Source organism: Mycobacterium sp. PS03-16 (assembly GCF_004570325.1).
In the GTDB taxonomy this organism is placed as follows: Bacteria; Actinomycetota; Actinomycetes; order Mycobacteriales; family Mycobacteriaceae; genus Mycobacterium.
This window is the reverse complement of record NZ_SPQO01000043.1, coordinates 18,463-35,384: the sequence shown is the minus strand read 5'-3', so window position 1 is coordinate 35,384 and position 16,922 is coordinate 18,463. Positions and strand designations below refer to the sequence as shown.

11 protein-coding genes are annotated in these 16,922 nt (G+C 69.8%); all 11 read right to left on the bottom strand.

Features of this window, described 5'->3' with window-relative positions; all coding sequences use genetic code 11:
• Positions 1–955 (bottom strand): serine/threonine-protein kinase (locus E4P42_RS23910; RefSeq protein ID WP_135128731.1); only part of this gene is annotated, 955 nt, incomplete at its 3' end.
• Positions 956–992: 37 nt separating this feature from the next.
• On the bottom strand, positions 993–1,604 hold the full coding sequence (locus E4P42_RS23905; RefSeq protein WP_135128729.1) for a dihydrofolate reductase family protein: 612 nt from the start codon (positions 1,602–1,604) through the stop codon (positions 993–995).
• A gap of 21 nt (positions 1,605–1,625) precedes the next feature.
• Complete coding sequence (locus tag E4P42_RS23900) at positions 1,626–2,822, bottom strand: metallophosphoesterase (RefSeq protein WP_135128727.1); 1,197 nt, start codon at positions 2,820–2,822, stop codon at positions 1,626–1,628.
• Between the two features lie 2 nt (positions 2,823–2,824).
• Positions 2,825–4,396: an acyl-CoA carboxylase subunit beta gene (locus E4P42_RS23895; protein WP_135128725.1), complete on the bottom strand. Its 1,572-nt coding sequence runs from the start codon at positions 4,394–4,396 to the stop codon at positions 2,825–2,827.
• The gene (pks13, locus tag E4P42_RS23890) at positions 4,393–9,840 is read right to left on the bottom strand and encodes a polyketide synthase Pks13 (RefSeq protein ID WP_167759604.1); all 5,448 of its coding nucleotides are present in this window, start codon (positions 9,838–9,840) and stop codon (positions 4,393–4,395) included. The genes E4P42_RS23895 and pks13 overlap by 4 nt, the downstream gene beginning before the upstream one ends.
• An 89-nt stretch (positions 9,841–9,929) precedes the next feature.
• Positions 9,930–11,819: a long-chain-fatty-acid--AMP ligase FadD32 gene (gene fadD32 / locus E4P42_RS23885; RefSeq protein ID WP_135128723.1), complete on the bottom strand. Its 1,890-nt coding sequence runs from the start codon at positions 11,817–11,819 to the stop codon at positions 9,930–9,932.
• A 231-nt stretch (positions 11,820–12,050) separates the two neighbouring features.
• Positions 12,051–13,058 (bottom strand): cutinase family protein, encoded by a 1,008-nt coding sequence (locus E4P42_RS23880; RefSeq protein WP_135128721.1) that lies wholly within the window; start codon positions 13,056–13,058, stop codon positions 12,051–12,053.
• Between the two features lie 24 nt (positions 13,059–13,082).
• Positions 13,083–13,565, bottom strand: a complete 483-nt coding sequence (locus tag E4P42_RS23875; RefSeq protein WP_135128719.1) for a hypothetical protein — start codon at positions 13,563–13,565, stop codon at positions 13,083–13,085.
• A 60-nt stretch (positions 13,566–13,625) separates the two neighbouring features.
• Positions 13,626–14,522, bottom strand: coding sequence for an alpha/beta hydrolase-fold protein (locus E4P42_RS23870; RefSeq protein WP_135128717.1), 897 nt, complete (start codon positions 14,520–14,522; stop codon positions 13,626–13,628).
• 162 nt (positions 14,523–14,684) lie between these two features.
• Entirely contained in the window at positions 14,685–15,734 is a 1,050-nt protein-coding gene (locus tag E4P42_RS23865) for an esterase family protein (protein WP_135128716.1), read from the bottom strand.
• Positions 15,735–15,859: 125 nt separating this feature from the next.
• Complete coding sequence (locus tag E4P42_RS23860; protein ID WP_135128735.1) at positions 15,860–16,849, bottom strand: alpha/beta hydrolase family protein; 990 nt, start codon at positions 16,847–16,849, stop codon at positions 15,860–15,862.
• Between the last annotated feature and the right edge of the window lie 73 nt (positions 16,850–16,922).

Sequence of the window (16,922 nt, the reverse complement as noted above, 5' to 3'; positions counted from 1 at the left end):
CCACCGCCAGCGGCACCCAGGGCCGCCGCGACCGGGCACGCGGCGGTTTGGCGTGCCGGTGCCTGGCGCCCGACGGCGCCTGCCGCGCGGCCACCGTCTCGGCGCCCGCATCCTCGGCGCCGACGTGATGGGCGAGCGCGCGGGCGAAGTCGATGCAGCGGTCGTAGCGGTCGTCGGGCGCCTTGGCCAGCGCGCGCTCGAACACCGGACCCAGACCGGACAACTCGGGACGCACCGTGCCGATCGCCGGCGGATCGGCGGTCAGGTGGGAACTGATGACCACCGCCGGGTTGGTGTGGGTGAACGGCGGCCGGCCGGTCAGCAATTGGAACGCCGTCGCGGCCAGCGCGTACTGATCGGCCCGGCCGTCGATCGCGTCGCCGCGCAACTGCTCGGGTGCGGCGTAGGCGACGGTGCCCACGGTCATATCGGTGCCGGTCAGCCCGCTGGCGTCCCCGGCCCGGCGGGCGATGCCGAAGTCGGCGAGCATCGGCCGCTCGTCGGGCGTGCCGGGATCGGCGATCAGGATGTTCGCCGGCTTGACGTCGCGGTGGTAGAGACCCCGCTGGTGGGCATGGTCCAGCGCCTGGGCCACCGCGGTGATGATGCGCACCGCCTCGTCGGGCGGCATCCCGTTCGGATACTTCTCGGTGAGCAGCCGCGCGGCGTCGGTGCCCTCCACGTAGTCCATCGCGATCCACAGCTGCCCGTCGACGTCGCCGCGGTCGTGCACGGTGACGACGTGTGGGTGCCACAGCGTCGCGGCGATGTCGGCCTCGCGGTGGAAACGCTGGCGGTATTCGCTGTCCGCGCACACCCCGGCGGGCAGCACCTTGATCGCGTCGCGCCGCGGTAATCGCGGATGCTGGGCCAGATAGACCTCGCCCATCCCGCCGCGGCCCAGGGTGCGCAGGATCGTGTACCCGGCGAGCACCTCACCTTCCGCGAGCGGCATGGGCGAATCCTAGTTGCCGGATCCGCGGCCGGTGTGATCAGGACTGACGGGCCAGATGCACCTTCGCGTCGTCGTAACCGGCCGACCCGGGCGTCACGCCCGGCGTGTACACCAGGTGGAGCACCCCGGTCGGGAAGGCCTGCGAGGACAGCAGCCGCAGCGGAATCGCCGGGCCGCCGTCGTCGAAGAGCCGCGCCCCGGTGCGTACCGCGACCGGATGCACCAGCAGGTGCAGTTCGTCGATCAGCCCGGCGGCCAGCAGCCGGCGCACCACCGACACCGACCCGCTCATCGAGATGTCGCCGCCCGCCTCGCCTTTCAGCGCGGTGACGGCCTCGATCAGGTCACCGGTGAGCTGTTCGGTGTTGCGCCAGTCGAAGTCGAGCCGCTGCCGGGACACCACGACCTTGCGCAGGTCGCCGAGCCGCCGGGCGAAGTCGGCGTCCTCACCGCCCTCGCGTTCCCGCTGCGGCCACGCACCGGCGAAGCTGTCGTAGGTGACGCGTCCCAGCAGGATCGTGTCGGCCGACCGGAGCATGGCGTCGACGGCCGCGCCCATCTGCTCGTCGTAGTACGGGAAGTGCCACTCGTCGGGCGCCTCGGTGACGCCGTCGAGCGAGATGAACAGTCCGGCGATGATCTTTCGCATGCCGGGTAGACCACGCGCCGGTCAGGAACTCATCGCGGCGGTGCGCAGCGTCAGCACCGTGATCTCACTGGGCGCGAACACCCGGAACGGCGGACCCCAGAAACCGGTGCCGCGGCTGGTGTAGAGCTGGGTCTTCGCGCCGTGGCGGCTCAACCCGTGCACCACCGGCTGTTCCAGCCGGACCAGGAAGTTGAACGGCCAGATCTGCCCGCCGTGGGTGTGCCCGGAGATCTGCAGGTCCACCCCGGCGCGCACGGCGTGGGCCACCTGTTTGGGCTGATGTGCCAGCAGCAGGACCGGCAGGCTGCGGTCCGCGCCCGCCAGCGCGGCGTCGAGGTTCTCGCCGTGCCCGCGCACCCCCGACGCGCGGGCGGTGGCGTCGTCCACACCGGCGACGACGAGCCGGTCACCACCGCGCTCGACGACGATGTGCCGGTTGTGCAGCGCGTCCCAACCGATGCTCGCCATGTAGTCGAGCCAGCCCTGCGCCTCGCTGAAGTACTCGTGGTTGCCGGTGACATAGACCCGGGCCGACGTCGCCCGCACGGCCGCCAGCGGGCTCGCCTGACCCAGGCGCCGTTCGACCGTCCCGTCGGCGATGTCGCCGACATGGCAGACGACGTCGGCGCCGAGCGAGTTCACCCGTTCCACCACATCCGCCGACCAGCGCGCCCGGTCGATGGGCCCGTAGTGCGTATCGGTGATCATCGCGACGCGCAGCCCGTCGAGCCCGCGGCCGAGCCCGCCGATCGCGACGTCGAGTTCCTTGACGCGCGGCACCCGCATCGCTTCGGCGTAGCCCCACACCAGCAGTCCGGCCGCCACCGCCACGACCGCGACGGCGACCACCCGCGCGCGCACCGGGTCCTCCACCCCGGCCAGCGCCAGCACCAGCCGCAGCACGTGGCCGAGGATCGACCAGACGAACAGCACCCAGGCCACGCCGAGCAGCGCGTCACCGATGGCGGCGGCCCCGTCGGCGTGCCTGCGGCCGTGGCCGGCCATCATCGCCGACGGCAACCCGGCCAGCGCGACGGCGAACAGCACGGTGCCCACCACGACGACCGGCGTCGGCCAGGCCGCACCGGCCAGCAGCAGCGACCACCACGGCACCCCGAACAGCAGCAGCAGGACGGTGGTGACGATCGCCGTGCGGCGCCATCTCCCCCGCGACCGGCGCGGGCGTGCTTCGACCGCGTCGGCCGGGACGTCGGTCACGTCTAGATCGGGATCAGGCCGTGCTTACGCTGCACACGGCTGATCTGCTTGTCGCGCAGCAGTCGCATCGCGGTGCGCAGCTGCAGCCGCGTCTGATGCGGTTCGATCACCGCGTCGACGTACCCGCGTTCGGCCGCCACGTACGGCGTGGCCATATCGCGGTTGTAGCCCTCGATGAACTGCCGTCGGATCTCCTGCACCTCGGGGGCATTCGGATCCGGGAAACGCTTCATGATCAGCTGCGCGGCGCCCTCGGCGCCGATCACCGCGATCCGCGCGGTCGGCCACAGGAAGTTGAAGTCCGCGGTCAGCTGCTTGGAGCCCATCACCGCGTACGCCCCGCCGTAGGACTTGCGCACGGTGATCGTCACCTTGGGCACGTCGGCCTCGACCACCGCGTACAGGAACCGCCCGCCGCGCTTGATGATGCCGTTCTTCTCCTGCTCCACGCCGGGCAGGAAGCCGGGGGTGTCGACGACGAACACCAGCGGGGTGTTGAACGAATCGCAGAACCGCACGAACCGGGCGGCCTTGTCGGAGGCCTCGTTGTCGATCGCGCCGGACATGTGCATCGGCTGGTTGGCCACCACACCCACCGGCCGGCCGTCGACACGGGCGAAGCCGGTGATGATGGCCTGTCCGGCCTGCGCGGCGACCTCGAGGAAGTCCCCGTCGTCGAAGATCCGCAGCAGGATCTCATGCATGTCGTAGGCCATGTTGTCGGCGTCGGGCACCAGCGAGTCGAGTTCGAGGTCGTGCGGCGTCACCTCGGGGTCCAGACCCGGGTTCACGATCGGCGGGTCGTCATAGGTGTTCGACGGGAGGAAGCCCAGGTAGTCGCGGACGTAGGCGAACGCGTCCTTCTCCGAGTCGACGACCTGGTGGATGTTGCCGTACTTGGCCTGCGCGTCGGCGCCACCGAGTTCGTCGAGGCTCACGTCCTCACCGGTGACGTCCTTGATGACGTCGGGGCCGGTGACGAACATGTAGCCCTGGTCGCGGACCGCGACGATCAGGTCGGTCTGGATCGGCGAGTACACCGCACCACCCGCGCACTTGCCCAGGATGATCGAGATCTGCGGCACCAGCCCGGACAGCAGCTCGTGGCGGCGGCCCAGTTCGGCGTACCAGGCCAGCGACGTGGCCAGGTCCTGGATGCGCGCGCCGCCGGAGTCGTTGATGCCGATGATCGGGCAGCCGACCATCGCCACCCACTCCATGAGCCGGGACACCTTGCGGCCGAACATCTCTCCGACCGACCCGCCGAACACGGTCTGATCGTGGCTGAACACGCCGACCGGTCGGCCGTCGATGGTGCCGTGACCGGTCACCACACCGTCGCCGTAGAGCGCGTTCGGATCGCCGGGGGTGCGGGCCAGCGCGCCGATCTCCAGGAAGCTGCCCGGGTCGAGCAGCGCGTGGATGCGGGCGCGGGGGCTCGGGATGCCCTTGGCGTCGCGTTTGGCGGCCGCCTTGGCCCCGCCGGGCTCCTTGGCCAGCTCCAGCTTCTCGCGCAGTTCCGCGAGCTGCTGGGCGGTGGTCTTCGGCTGGGTGGCAGATACGTCCGCGGTCACTTGCCCTGCTTCTCCTGCGCCTCGATGCGGTTGATGGCCTCGCTCATGTGCGCGCCGACCTTCGCGATGTACGGCTCGTCGATGGCCTGGATGTGCTCGCCGCCGATCGGGACCACCTCCAGCTCCGAAACATACTCACCCCAGCCGCCGTCGGGTTGGCGGGTGGCGTAACGCGGTTCGAAGAAGATCGCGTCGTCGTGGTAGCGGTCGGCCATGTACAGCGTGACCTGGCCGTCATACGGCTCGATCTCGGCGGTCTCGAGCGCCCGGTTGTCCAGGTAGGACGTGCGCTGGTGCTCGATGATGCCGCCGGGGATCTGCACGCCGCTGGACTGCACGACGTCCATGACGAACCTGACCTGACCCTCGTCGTCGAGCTCCTCGAGCTCCTCGTAGGGGATCTCGGGCACCTCGACGTTGAAGGTGCGCTCGGCGAACCGGGCGTAGCGGTCCCAGCGGGCCCGCGTCTCCTCCTTGGTCTGCGGTACCTCTTCACCGGCGCGCACCGTGTCGATCAGCCCGACGAACCGCACGTCCGCACCGGCCCGCTTGAGGCCGATCGCGCACGCGTAGGCCAGGGCGCCGCCGAGCGACCAGCCGGTCAGGATGAACGGCCGGCGCGCGCCGCCGTCGGTCCAGCCGTTGAGCTCGAGCAGCTTGGGCACGTACTCGGCGGCCCGCTCCTGCACCGAACCCTCGACGCGTTCGATGCCGTAGACGGGATTGTCCGGCGGCAGCCGCTTCATCAGCGGTTCGTAGACCACCGTCGACCCGCCGGCCGGATGGAACACAAACACCGGGACGGCGGTGCTGTTCTCGGACGGAGCGCGCAGCACCCGCACGAAACCGTCGACCGTGCCGGACTCCAGGTGCTCACGCACCGTGGTGGCCAGCTCCTCGATGGTCGTGGCCGCGGCGACGTCGTCGGCGGTGATCGTGCCCTCGGCGCGTTCGGACAGCCGCTCAGCCATCTTGGCCGCGGTGGCCGCGTCGACCTTCGGCAGCTCGTTGAAGATGCCGCCCGGTGACTTGCCGGTGACGATCGCCCAGGTGGCGAACGTGACGCGTTCGGCGGCGTCGCGCGGCGGCACGTCGGCGCCGAGCGCCTCGGTGACGGCCTCCTGCGTCAGCACCTGCGCGGCGACCTTGGCCGCCGAGGACTTCGCCGGATCAGCGGCCGCGGGGCCCGACGGATCGGTCGGCGGGGCCGGGATGTTCGCGGCCGGGCCCGACGGGTCGGTCGGCGGCGCCGGGATGCCGGCGGAGGCGTCGTCGTCGGAGGCGTCGTCCTGGGTGCCCAGCGGATGTCCCGCCGCGGCCAGCTTCTCCTTGAGTTCGGCGACCGTGGACGCCCCACCCATCAGTTCGGCCTGTTCGGCGGCGATCTCCTCGGCCGTCTTGCCCTTCTGCGATTCGGCCAGTTGGCCGACCTCGTCGCGGTGCTCGATCGCGTAGTGGATCAGCTTCTCCACCGCGTTGAGGTTCGCGTCCCGCACCGCGGTCAGCTGGATCGGCGGCAGGTCGAAGTCGTACTCGACGCGGTTCTTGATCCGCACCGCCATCAGCGAATCCAGGCCGAGCTCGATCAGCGGCACCTCCCACGGCAGGTCCTCGGGTTCGTAGCCCATGGCACCGCCGACGATCAGGCCCAGCCGGTCGTGCACGCTCTCCCCCGAGTCCGGCGACCACTTGCCCAGGCCGGCACCCAGATTGGCGCCCTGGGTCAGGTTGTCGTGCAGAATTTCGGCGTCGGGGTCCTCGGCCGGTTCAGCCGTGTCGGCCGGAACGGGCTGTGCGGCAACCACACCGGTGGCGACGGCGGCCGGCAGCGCGACCCCTTGGCCACCGCGGGCCACGATCGCGTCGTAGACGAGCGTGAACGACTCCTCGATACGGGCGTGCACCTGCACCGACGCCCCACCGGGGTGCCGGGTCAGCGTGGTCACCAGTCGGGCGTCCTCCCCGGGCACCGCACGCTGCTCGGCCGCGGTCACGGTGGCATCCGGAAGCACCTGCGAGGCGGCGGATCTCACCAGCGCGGCCAGGTCGGTCGCACCGCGCGGCGCGAACTCCCACACGTGCCGGCCGTCCGGGGTGGCAACGTGGCTGCCCGGCATGACACCGGAGTTGTCACCGCTGAACCGCACGTCGAGCCAGTGCGGCTTGCGCCGGAACTTCGTCGACGGGATGTTCGCGAAGTCCAGCGCACCGGCCAGCCCGCGCGAGCGGCGCGGGAACAGCGTCCGCATGTCGAGGTCGTGGCCGTGGACGAACAGCTGCGCCATCGCCGCGGTCATCGAGTCGACCTCGTCCTGCTTACGGGCCAGCGTCGCGATGAGCTGCCCATCGTAGAGTCCAGCGGCAGACGTCGTTAACCCGACCTGCATGAGCGCCACCGGATTCGGCGCCAGCTCCAGGAACGTGGTGTGCCCGTTGTCGACGGCGTTGCGGATGCCGTGGGTGAAGTAGACGCTGTGGCGCAGCCCCTTCTTCCAGTAGTCGACATCGTGGATCGGCTCGTGGCCGGCGCGCAGGAACTTGCCCTCGTGCACGGTCGAGTAGTAGCCGGTCTGCAGCGGGTGCGGGGTGATGCCGACCAGTTCGGCGGCGAGCTCACCGAGCAGCGGATCCATCTGCGTGGTGTGGCTGGCGCCCTTGGTCTGAAACTTGCGGGCGAACTTCCCCTCCTGCTCGGCGCGCGCAATGATCGCGTCGACCTGCGCCGGCGGGCCGCCGATCACGGTCTGGGTGGGCGCGGCGTACACGCACACCTCGAGGTCCGGGTAGTCGGAGAACACCGTCTTGATCTCGTCGGCCGAGTACTCCACCAGCGCCATCAGCCGGATGTACTCACCGAACAGCATCGCCTCGCCCTCACCCATGAGGTGGCTGCGCGAGCAGATGGTGCGGGTGGCGTCCTCGAGCGACAGACCGCCCGAGAAGTACGCCGCGGCGGCCTCACCGAGGGACTGCCCGATCACCGCGCCGGGCTTGGCGCCGTGGTGGCGGAGCAGTTCGCCGAGCGCGACCTGGATCGCGAAGATCACCAGCTGCACCTTCTCGATCGGCAGCTCGGTGGTCTCGTCGGTGTAGTCGACGGCATCGTCGAGGATGAGCTCGAGGATGGAGTGCCCGCGCTCGTCCTGCACGTAGGAATCGACCTTGTTGATCCACTCCGCGAAGATCTCGTTGCGCAGGTACAGGCTCTTGCCCATCTTGCGGTGCTGCGCACCGAATCCGGCGAGCACCCACACCGGGCCGTTGGTGACGGGACCGTCGGCGCTGTACACGTTGGGGCTCTGCTTGCCCTCGGCCACCGCGCGCAGACCCTTGATCGCCTCGTCGTGGTCGCGGGCCAGCACCACCGCCCGCGAGCGGCCGTGGTTGCGCCGCGACAGCGCCCGGCCGATCGACTCCAGCGACGACGCGCGCCCCTCCTCGCTGTCGATCCAGTCGGCGAGCTCCGCGGCGGCGGCCCGCTTACGGGACGTCAGGAACGCCGAGATGGGCAGCGGGACAAGCGGAACGGGCTGTTCGGCCGCGTCGAGTTCCTGGCGTGCGACCTCGAGCAGGCGCTTGGCCTCGTCGGTCAGCCCGGGCAGCTCGTAGGCGTCCTCGGCAGCCGCGGCCGGCCGGTCGAGCGCGTCATCGTCGTCCTCATCGAGCCCTGATTCTCTTCGCGCCAGCGGCTCATCGACGAACTCGCCGTACTCGTCCATCCGCACCCCGCCCACATACACGGCGGTGGCCTCGTTCGGCGCGGCGGTGGCCTCGACGACCTCCTCGGCTTCGGGCTCCACCAGGTCGCTGGGCAGCACCTCGCGCAGCACCATGTGCGCGTTGGCGCCACCGAAGCCGAAGCCGGACACCCCGGCGATCGCATGGCCGCTGTAGCGCGGCCAGTCGCTGACGGTGTCGTTGACCTTCAGCCGCACCGCGGTGAAGTCGATGTACGGATTGGGGCCGGCGTAGTTGATCGAGGGCGGCAGCTTGTCGTTGCGCAGCGCCAATGCCATCTTCGCCAGGCTCGCCGCGCCTGCCGCGGATTCCAGGTGGCCCACATTGGATTTCACCGCGCCCAGCAGGGCGGGCCGCTCGGCGGGACGGTTGCGGCCCACCACTCGGCCCAGCGCGTCGGCCTCGATCGGGTCACCCAGGATGGTGCCGGTGCCGTGCGCCTCGACGTAGTCGACGTCGCGCGGGTTGATCCCGGCGTCCTTGTAAGCCTTGCGCAGCACCTCGGCCTGCGCGTCGGGGTTCGGCGCCAGCAGGCCGTTGGAGCGGCCGTCGTGGTTGACCGCGCTGCCGGCGATCACCGCGTAGATTTCGTCGCCGTCGCGGCGGGCGTCGGACAGGCGCTTGAGCACCAGCATGCCGCCGCCCTCCGAGCGGGAGTAGCCGTCGGCGTCGGCGGAGAACGACTTGATCCGGCCGTCCGGCGCGAGCACGCCGCCGACCTCATCGAAGCCGATGGTCACCAGCGGGGTCACCATCGCGTTGACGCCGCCGACCACGACGACCGAGGCCTCCTTGGCGCGCAGTGCCTGCACACCCTGGTGGGCGGCGACCAGCGAGCTCGAGCAGGCGGTGTCGATGGCCATGGACGGCCCGCGGAAGTCGTAGAAGTACGACACCCGGTTGGCGATGATCGAACTCGTGGTGCCGGTGATCGCGTACGGGTGCGCCGTCGTCGGATCGGCGACCGACAGGAAGCTGTAGTCGTTGTTGGTCGAGCCGATGTACACCCCGACCCGCTCACCGCGCAGGCTCGAGGCCGGGATCCGCGCGTCCTCGAGCGCCTCCCACGTCAGCTCCAGCGCCATCCGCTGCTGCGGATCGATGTTGTCCGCCTCCATCTTCGACAGCGCGAAGAACTCGGCGTCGAAGCCCTTGATGTCGGAGAGGTAGCCGCCGCGGGTGGCGGCCTTGGCGACCCGCTCGGCGATCCGCGGCTCCGACAGGAACTCCGACCAGCGGCCCTCGGGCAGGTCGGTGATCGCGTCGCGGCCCTCGAGCAGCGCCTCCCACATCTGCGCGGGGGTGTTCATGTCCCCGGGGAAGCGGGTGGCGATACCGACGATCGCCACGTCGTCGACGTCGCGCTCGCGGGTCCAGTCGGTGTCGTCGTCGACGACCTCGACCTCGGGTTCGCCCTCGATGATCACCGTGGCCAGCGATTCGATGGTCGGGTGCCGGAACGCGACCGTCGCGGTCAGCGTCACCCCGGTGAGGTCCTCGATGTCGCTGGCCATCGCGACCGCGTCGCGGGAGGACAGCCCGAGCTCGACCATCGCGGTCTGCTCGTCGATCGAGTCGGCGTTCTGGCCGGTGGCGTTGGCGATCCAGTTGCGCAGCCACTCGCGCATCTCGGCGACGGTCATGTCGACCTGGGCGGGCCGCAGCGGACCGTCCTCGCCCTGGGCGAGGACGGGCACGTCCTCCATGCCGCCGGGATTCGAAACGTTGTCGTTGTCAGGCATGTTCACATCACCTTCGAGCCCGTCGACGGCTCAGTTCGGAGGAGGGTCAGTCGTCAGTCCGTCTCATCGGGGAAGGCGTTGGCCACCTTCCCACTGCGCAGGCTGCCGTCGAGGTAGGCCGACCGGCAGGCGCGCCGGCCGATCTTGCCGCTGGAGGTCCGGGGAATCGCCCCGGCCGGGGTCAGCAGCACGTCGCGGACCGTGACGCCGTGACGCACCGCGATCGCGGCGCGGATGTCGTCGGCGATCGGCCCCATGTCGAGCTTGTGCGCACCGGGCGCCCGCTCGCCGACGATCACGAGCTGCTCGGAGGTGTCGTCCGGGTTGCGCTTCAGACCGGCGTGCGAATCCTCGAACACCTCGTCGGGCAACTGGTTGGCCGGCACCGAGAACGCGGCGACGAATCCGGTGCGCAGCGCCTTGGTGGCCTCCTGCGCCGAATACTCGAGGTCCTGCGGGTAGTGATTGCGGCCGTCGATGATGACGAGATCCTTCACGCGGCCGGTGATGAACAGCTCACCGTCGTGGTAGGCGCCCAGGTCACCGGTGCGCACCCAGGTGGCGTCGTCCGTGGCGCCCTCGGCGTGGCTGGGCTCGGTCCGCGACTTGAGGGTGTTCTGAAAGGTCTCCCGGGTCTGCTCGGGCTTGCCCCAGTAGCCGGTGCCCATGTTCTGGCCGCTGATCCAGATCTCGCCGATCTGGCCGTCGGGCAGCTCGGTGGCGGTTTCGTGATCGACGATGACCGCCCACTCGGCGATACCGATCTTGCCCGCGCCTGCCTGCGCGACGGCCTTCGGCGAGTCCTCCGCCACCTCGACGAAGCGGTGGTTGTTCAGCTCATCGCGGTCGACGTAGGCGATCCGCGGCTCGGCGCTGATCGGGGTGGTGGACACGAACAGCGTCGCCTCCGCCAGGCCGTAGGAGGGCTTGATCGCCTTGGGCTGGAAGCCGAACGGACCGAACGCCTCGTTGAACCGGCGCACGGTGGCCGCCGAAATCGGCTCACTGCCGTTGAGGATGCACTTGATGTTCGACAGGTCGATCCCCGGCTCGTCTTCTTTGGGAACGCCGCGCGCCGCCGCGTGGTCGAACGCGAAGTTCGGGGCCACCGAGATGACGCCGCCGGTGTCGCCGTCCTTGCGGGCCATCTCCCGGATCCAGCGACCGGGCCGACGGACGAATGCGGCCGGCGTCATGAAGGTGATGTAGTGGCCGAGCATCGGCGAGAGCAGCACGGTGATCAGGCCCATGTCGTGGAAGAACGGCAGCCACGACACGCCCCGGTCGCCCTCTTCACCCTCGAGCGCCTCGATCACCTGCACGACGTTGGTGGCCAGGTTGAGGTGGGTGATCTGCACACCGGTGGGGATGCGGGTCGACCCCGACGTGTACTGCAGGTAGGCGATGGTGTCGGCGGTGACGTCGACCGGCTCCCACGTCGCCCCCACCTCGTCGGGCACCGCGTCGACGGCGATGACGCGCGGACGCTGGTTGGCCGGGCGGGTGCGGAAGAACTTGCGCACCCCCTCGGCGGCGTCGGTGGTGGTCAGGATCGCCGACGGGTGGCAGTCGTCGAGGACCGCGTGCAGGCGGCCGACGTGGCCGGGCTCGTTCGGGTCGAACAGCGGGACCGCGATACGGCCGGAGTACAGGGTGCCGAAGAACGCGACCAGGTAGTCGAGGTTCTGCGGGCACAGGATCGCCACCCGGTCGCCGGGCTGGGTCACCTGCTGCAGGCGGGCGCCGACGGCCCGGTTGCGGGCACCGAAGTCGTTCCAGTTGAGATCGCGCGCGACGCCGTCGCGCTCAGTGGAGAAGTCCAAGAAGCGGTACGCGAGCTTGTCGCCACGGACCTTCGCCCATCGTTCGACGTGGCGGACCAGGTTCCCGTTGTCGGGGAACTTGATCAGACCGTCCTTGATGAACGGGTTGTGGAACGGCATCTCGTACTCTCCTGTCAAAACCGTGTGGAGCCGCCGACGGCCGGGGGGCTTCGTTCGCACCGACGGGACGCTGCGCTCGACAGCCCGCGCGGACCCCAAACTTCCAAGATGCTACTCGCGAAGCCGGGCACGCTGACCTCGACATCGCGCGTCACACGCCGGAAACCAGTCTTAGTTTTCTCTTAATGTTAGGTGACCGCTCGACACCGACCAAATCCGTGAGGTCACGGGTCAACCATGTTTTGGTTGCGGTGCGTTCTCGATCACAGTCCGCGCCCAGTCCAGCGTCCACTGCGTCGCGGACTGACCGTTGACGTTCCAGAACTGCGGGGTGGCGTACATCGCGTGGATGGGCTGCCCGGCCCCGCCGGCCAGCGTCTCCAGCGTCTGCGGCAGATTCACGATCGAGAACGCCGACTGGGGTGCCGCGCAGATCAGGTCCCCCGGCGCGCAGATCTCGTTGACCCGGTCGTTGAGCTGCCCGAATCCGCCCGGCCGGGGCCCGGTCATGCTCAGCCCCAGCGCCGACAGCGTCGGCACCTCGTGCAGCGTGATCTCCGCACCCACCCCCGGCGGGTTCGGGCCGACGTCCTTTCCGACGCCGGTCTGCCTGCGCCCGTCGGCGATCAGGGTCACCCCGAGCACCAGGTCCTGGTCGATCGGGCCGCGGCCGTTGCCGATGTCGCTGGCGATGTCGCCGGCGATCACCGCGCCCTGGGAGAAGCCGACCAGCACGTAGCTGGTGAGCGGGCAGCGGTTGTTCATGTCGGTCATCGCCCGGACCGCCGCCTGAGTGCCTTCGGCGCGGCTGTCGTTGTAGGACATCTGGTTGTCCGCCGAGAACGGATTGTGGAACTGCGCGGTGTAGGGAACCGTGAACACCTCGACCCGGTCGGTGCCGAACTCGGCGCGGATCGGATTGCTCACATTGAGCAGCAGCGCGATCGGGAACTGCACCGGATTGAACGGGTCCATCTGCGGTGAGGACTCCCACGTGCCGGGGATCGAGATCATCTGCACATCCGGGCAGCTGGCGTCCTGGAACTCCGGCCTCGGCTTGCCGGTCGACGGCACGCCCGTCGGCGGGACCGCGGTGGGCGGCACCGCCGTGGGCGGAGTGTCGGGCCGACGCATCACCACCACGATGATCGCCACGACCAGCACCACCACCAACGTCATCGCCCCGGCGGCGGCCAGGGCGAGTATGCGGTGTCGTTTACGTCGACTCGGGTTCGGCATGGATCAATCGGCTCCTGGCGTATGTCAGCAGAGTCGTTCGGTTGCGATGCGAATGTAGTCGCCCGTCGCGGCGCTGATCTCGCCCGCGGTGGTGCGCATCGAGCTCGGCCGGGTGGCGCGCAGGTCGCTGCGCACCAGCGGCATGATGAAATCCCACATCGCCTGGGCGCCGTGTTTGGCGGCGTGCGCCTGGCAGACCGCGGAGCCGATCGACAGCGCGCGCAGATCGCTCGACGGCCGCACCCCGGCGGCGGACAGCGCGTCGAGGTAGCGGCGCTGCGGGACGGTCACCGTCAACGCACCGGGCTGACCCGCGCCCTCCGGGGCCGACGGCATGTCCCCGCGGCTGTCGCCGTCCGCAGGCACCGGCAGTGCGGCCTGCGGGCTGTCGGCCGTGGTGGTGCCGTTACGGCCCAGGATGTCGTTGGCCAGCGAGCAGCCGGCCAACAGGGCGACTGCGGACAGCACGAGCAGCGTCGGGAGTAACCGCCGGCCCGTGTGCTGCACCCCTCCACGGTACCGGCTGACCGATCGTGGCTCCCGCCAGCGCTTTCGCGCCGGCGCGCGTCAGCGGATCGCCGCCACGAGGTCCGGGGACATGGCCGCCAGCTGCGGTCCCCAGCTGCCCCAGCCGTGTTCTCCCCCGGCCGGGAAGTCGAAGTGGCCGTTGCTACCGCCCACGCCGCGGTAGTGCTGGTAGAACGCTCGGTTGCTGCCCGCCGCCTGATCGCAGTAGCCGATCATCGCCGCGGGGTCCACGCAGGTCAGCGTGGCCGGGCTGTACACCCACAGCCGGGTGTTGTTGTTGGCCAGCAGCTGGATGTGCACGTCGGGGTCGTGCCACTTCCAGCGGCCCAGCTGCGGCAGCCCCCACATGTTGCGGGTGTCCACGCCGCCGAAGCGCATCAGGCCTGCGGTGATCGCGCCGTTGAGCGCGGTGGCCGACGGCGTCATGAACCCCGACATCGAGCCGGCGTAGCGGAACCGGTCGGGGTGGAAGGTGGCCATCATCATTGCGCCGGTGCCGCCCTGGGCAGCGCCGACGATGCCGTGCCCGCCGGGCGCGAGGCCCTTGTTGGCGGCCAGCCAGTTCGGCAGCTCGGTGGACAGGAACGTCTCCCACTGGCGGCTGCCGTCCTGCTCCCAGTTGGTGTAGAGACTCCACGCGCCGCCCGCCGGGGCGGCCACCGAGATGCCCTTACCGGCCAGGGTGTTCATCGCGTTGCCCGCGGTCACCCAGTTGCTGACCTCCGGCGCGGCGTTGAACGCGTCGAGCAGGAACACCGCGTGCGGTCCGCCGCCCTGGAACGCGACGGGGATGGCGCGGCCCATTGCCGCCGACGGCACCATCAGGTACTCGACGCCCTGCGCGCTCGCGGTCGTCTGCGAGGTGGTTCCGACGGCCCCCCACAGTCCCGCGGTCAGCACCACGGACAGCACCGCCCGGATCAACGCACGCCTCATTGCCCACCTCATGTCCCGTAGCCGATGTCACCCGACCCACCCGCAAGGTAGTGAATCACACCGGCCACCGGGGTCGCGCCGGAAAGGCCCCGCAAACGACGAGGCGGCGGCGACCCCCGAAGGGATCACCGCCGCCGATCGTGTCGTGGCTGCTGCCGAGTGTCAGTTACCGGCAGGCGCGGCCGCAGGCGCCGGGGACGGCTGCGGCACCGCACCCAGCACGCGCTGGATGTCCGGCTTCATCTGCTGCAGCTGCTGACCCCAGTAGCCCCAGCTGTGGGTACCGCTCTGCGGGAAGTTGAACACACCGTTCTTGCCGCCCGCGGCGAGGTAGCGCTCCTGGAAGGTCTCGTTGGTCCGCAGCGTGAAGCTCTCGAGGAACTTCGCGTTGAAGTTGTTGCCCTCCAGCGCACCGGCGCCGATGTCGGCCGGCGTGCCGTTACCGCAGAAGACCCACACGCGGGTGCCGTTGGCGACCAGCTTGTCGATGTTGACCATCGGGTCGTTGCGCTTCCACGCGCTGTTCGGGTCCTGGGTCGGGCCCCACATGTCGTTGGCGTTGTAGCCGCCGGCGTCACCCATCGCCAGGTCGACCAGCATCGGCCACCAGCCCTCGGAGAGGTTCAGGAAGCCCGACAGCGACGCGGCGTACTGGAACTGCTGCGGGTAGTAGATCGCCATCGTCAGCGCGGCGGAACCGGCCATCGACAGGCCGACCGCGGCGTTGCGGTTCGGGTTCACACCCTTGTTGGCGGCCAGGTAAGCGGGCAGCTCCTGGGTGATGAAGGTCTCCCACTTGTAGGTCGAGCAACCGGCCTTACCGCACGCGGGCTTGTACCAGTCGCTGTAGAAGCTCGACTGGCCGCCGACCGGCATGATCACCGACAGGCCCGAGTCCAGGTACCACTCGAAGGCAGCGGTGTTGATGTCCCAGCCGCTGAAGTCCTCCTGGGCGCGCAGACCGTCGAGCAGGTAGACGCCGGGGGAGTTGGCTCCGCCGCTCTGGAACTGGACCTTGATGTCGCGGCCCATACCCGCCGACGGGACCATGAGGTACTCGACCGGCAGGCCCGGGCGCGAGAACGCCTCAGCAGTCGCCGAGCCTCCTGCGACGCTCACCAGGCCGGGCAGCACGGCGGCCACCGCGGCCGCGATCGTGAGCCGGCGCGGCATGGCTTTCACCGCGTCGCGAATCTTCCCAACGAACTTCATACTCCTACCTATCCTTTGTCGTATCCCGCGACCGGTCTGGCACACCGGACGGGCCGCGTTGCCCGTGTAGTAGACCACACCTTCGCCGAATCCTTCTCCTCAGCGTGCCCCGCCCCGACCGCTCATCAGCTGTTCACCGTGGCGACCAAGTCGGGTTGTAGGGCTTGCAATTGCGCGCCCCAATACCCCCAGGCGTGGGTGCCGGCCGGGGGAAATTCGAAGGTGGCGTTGCGTCCGCCTGCGGCCAGGTAGGCATCGCGGAACGCGACGTTGCTGCTGACCGCCATCGCCTCGAGGCTGCTCGCGCTCAGCGCCTGCCCCGGATTCAGACCGGGGCCGTTGGCGTCGAGCGGGGCGGTGCCACCGGGGCCGCAGTAGATCCACAGTCGGGTGCCGTTGGCCGCCAGCCGCGCCGCCTGCACCACCGGATCGTTGCGGGTCCACGCCGGATCCCACGGCGCGCCCCACATGTTGTCGACGTTGAAGCCGCCGGCGTCGAGCATGGCGACGCGGATGGCCTGCTGCATCAGCGGCGCCGACGGGTTGAGGTATCCCGACAGCGATGCGGCGTAGCGGAACTGTCTTCGATGGTGGGCCGCCAGCGTCAGCGCCGACCCGCCCGACATCGACACCCCGACCACCGCGTTGCCGTCCGGTGAGATCTGCCGGTTCTCGGCGAGCCAGGCCGGGAGCTCCCGAGTGAGGAAGGTCTCCCACTTATAGGTATAGCCCTGACCGTTCAGGTTCGACGGTGCGTACCAGTCGGTGTAGAAGCTCGCCTGCCCGCCGACCGGCATCACCACCGCGACCGGTGAATCGAGGAACCACTCGAAGGCGGCGGTGTTGATGTCCCAGCCGTTGTAGTCGTCCTGGGCGCGCAGACCGTCGAGCAGGTACACGGCCTTCGCGCCGCCGGATGCCGACGCCTGGAACTGCACCCGGACGTTGCGGCCCATCGCGAACGAGTAGACGTCGAGGTACTCGACCGGCAGACCGGGCCGGGAGAACGCATGGGCGCTCGGGGTGGTGTTGGTCACACCGAACAGCACGGGGACGGTCAGCAGCACCAGGAGCGCGTGGAGCAGGCGGTGGCCGACACCGCGACGGCGGATCATCGTCAGGTCCACCACCGTTTCCGTTCACTCCGGCGCCGTGCGGACGGCGGTCATCAGGGCAGCGTTGAGCGCG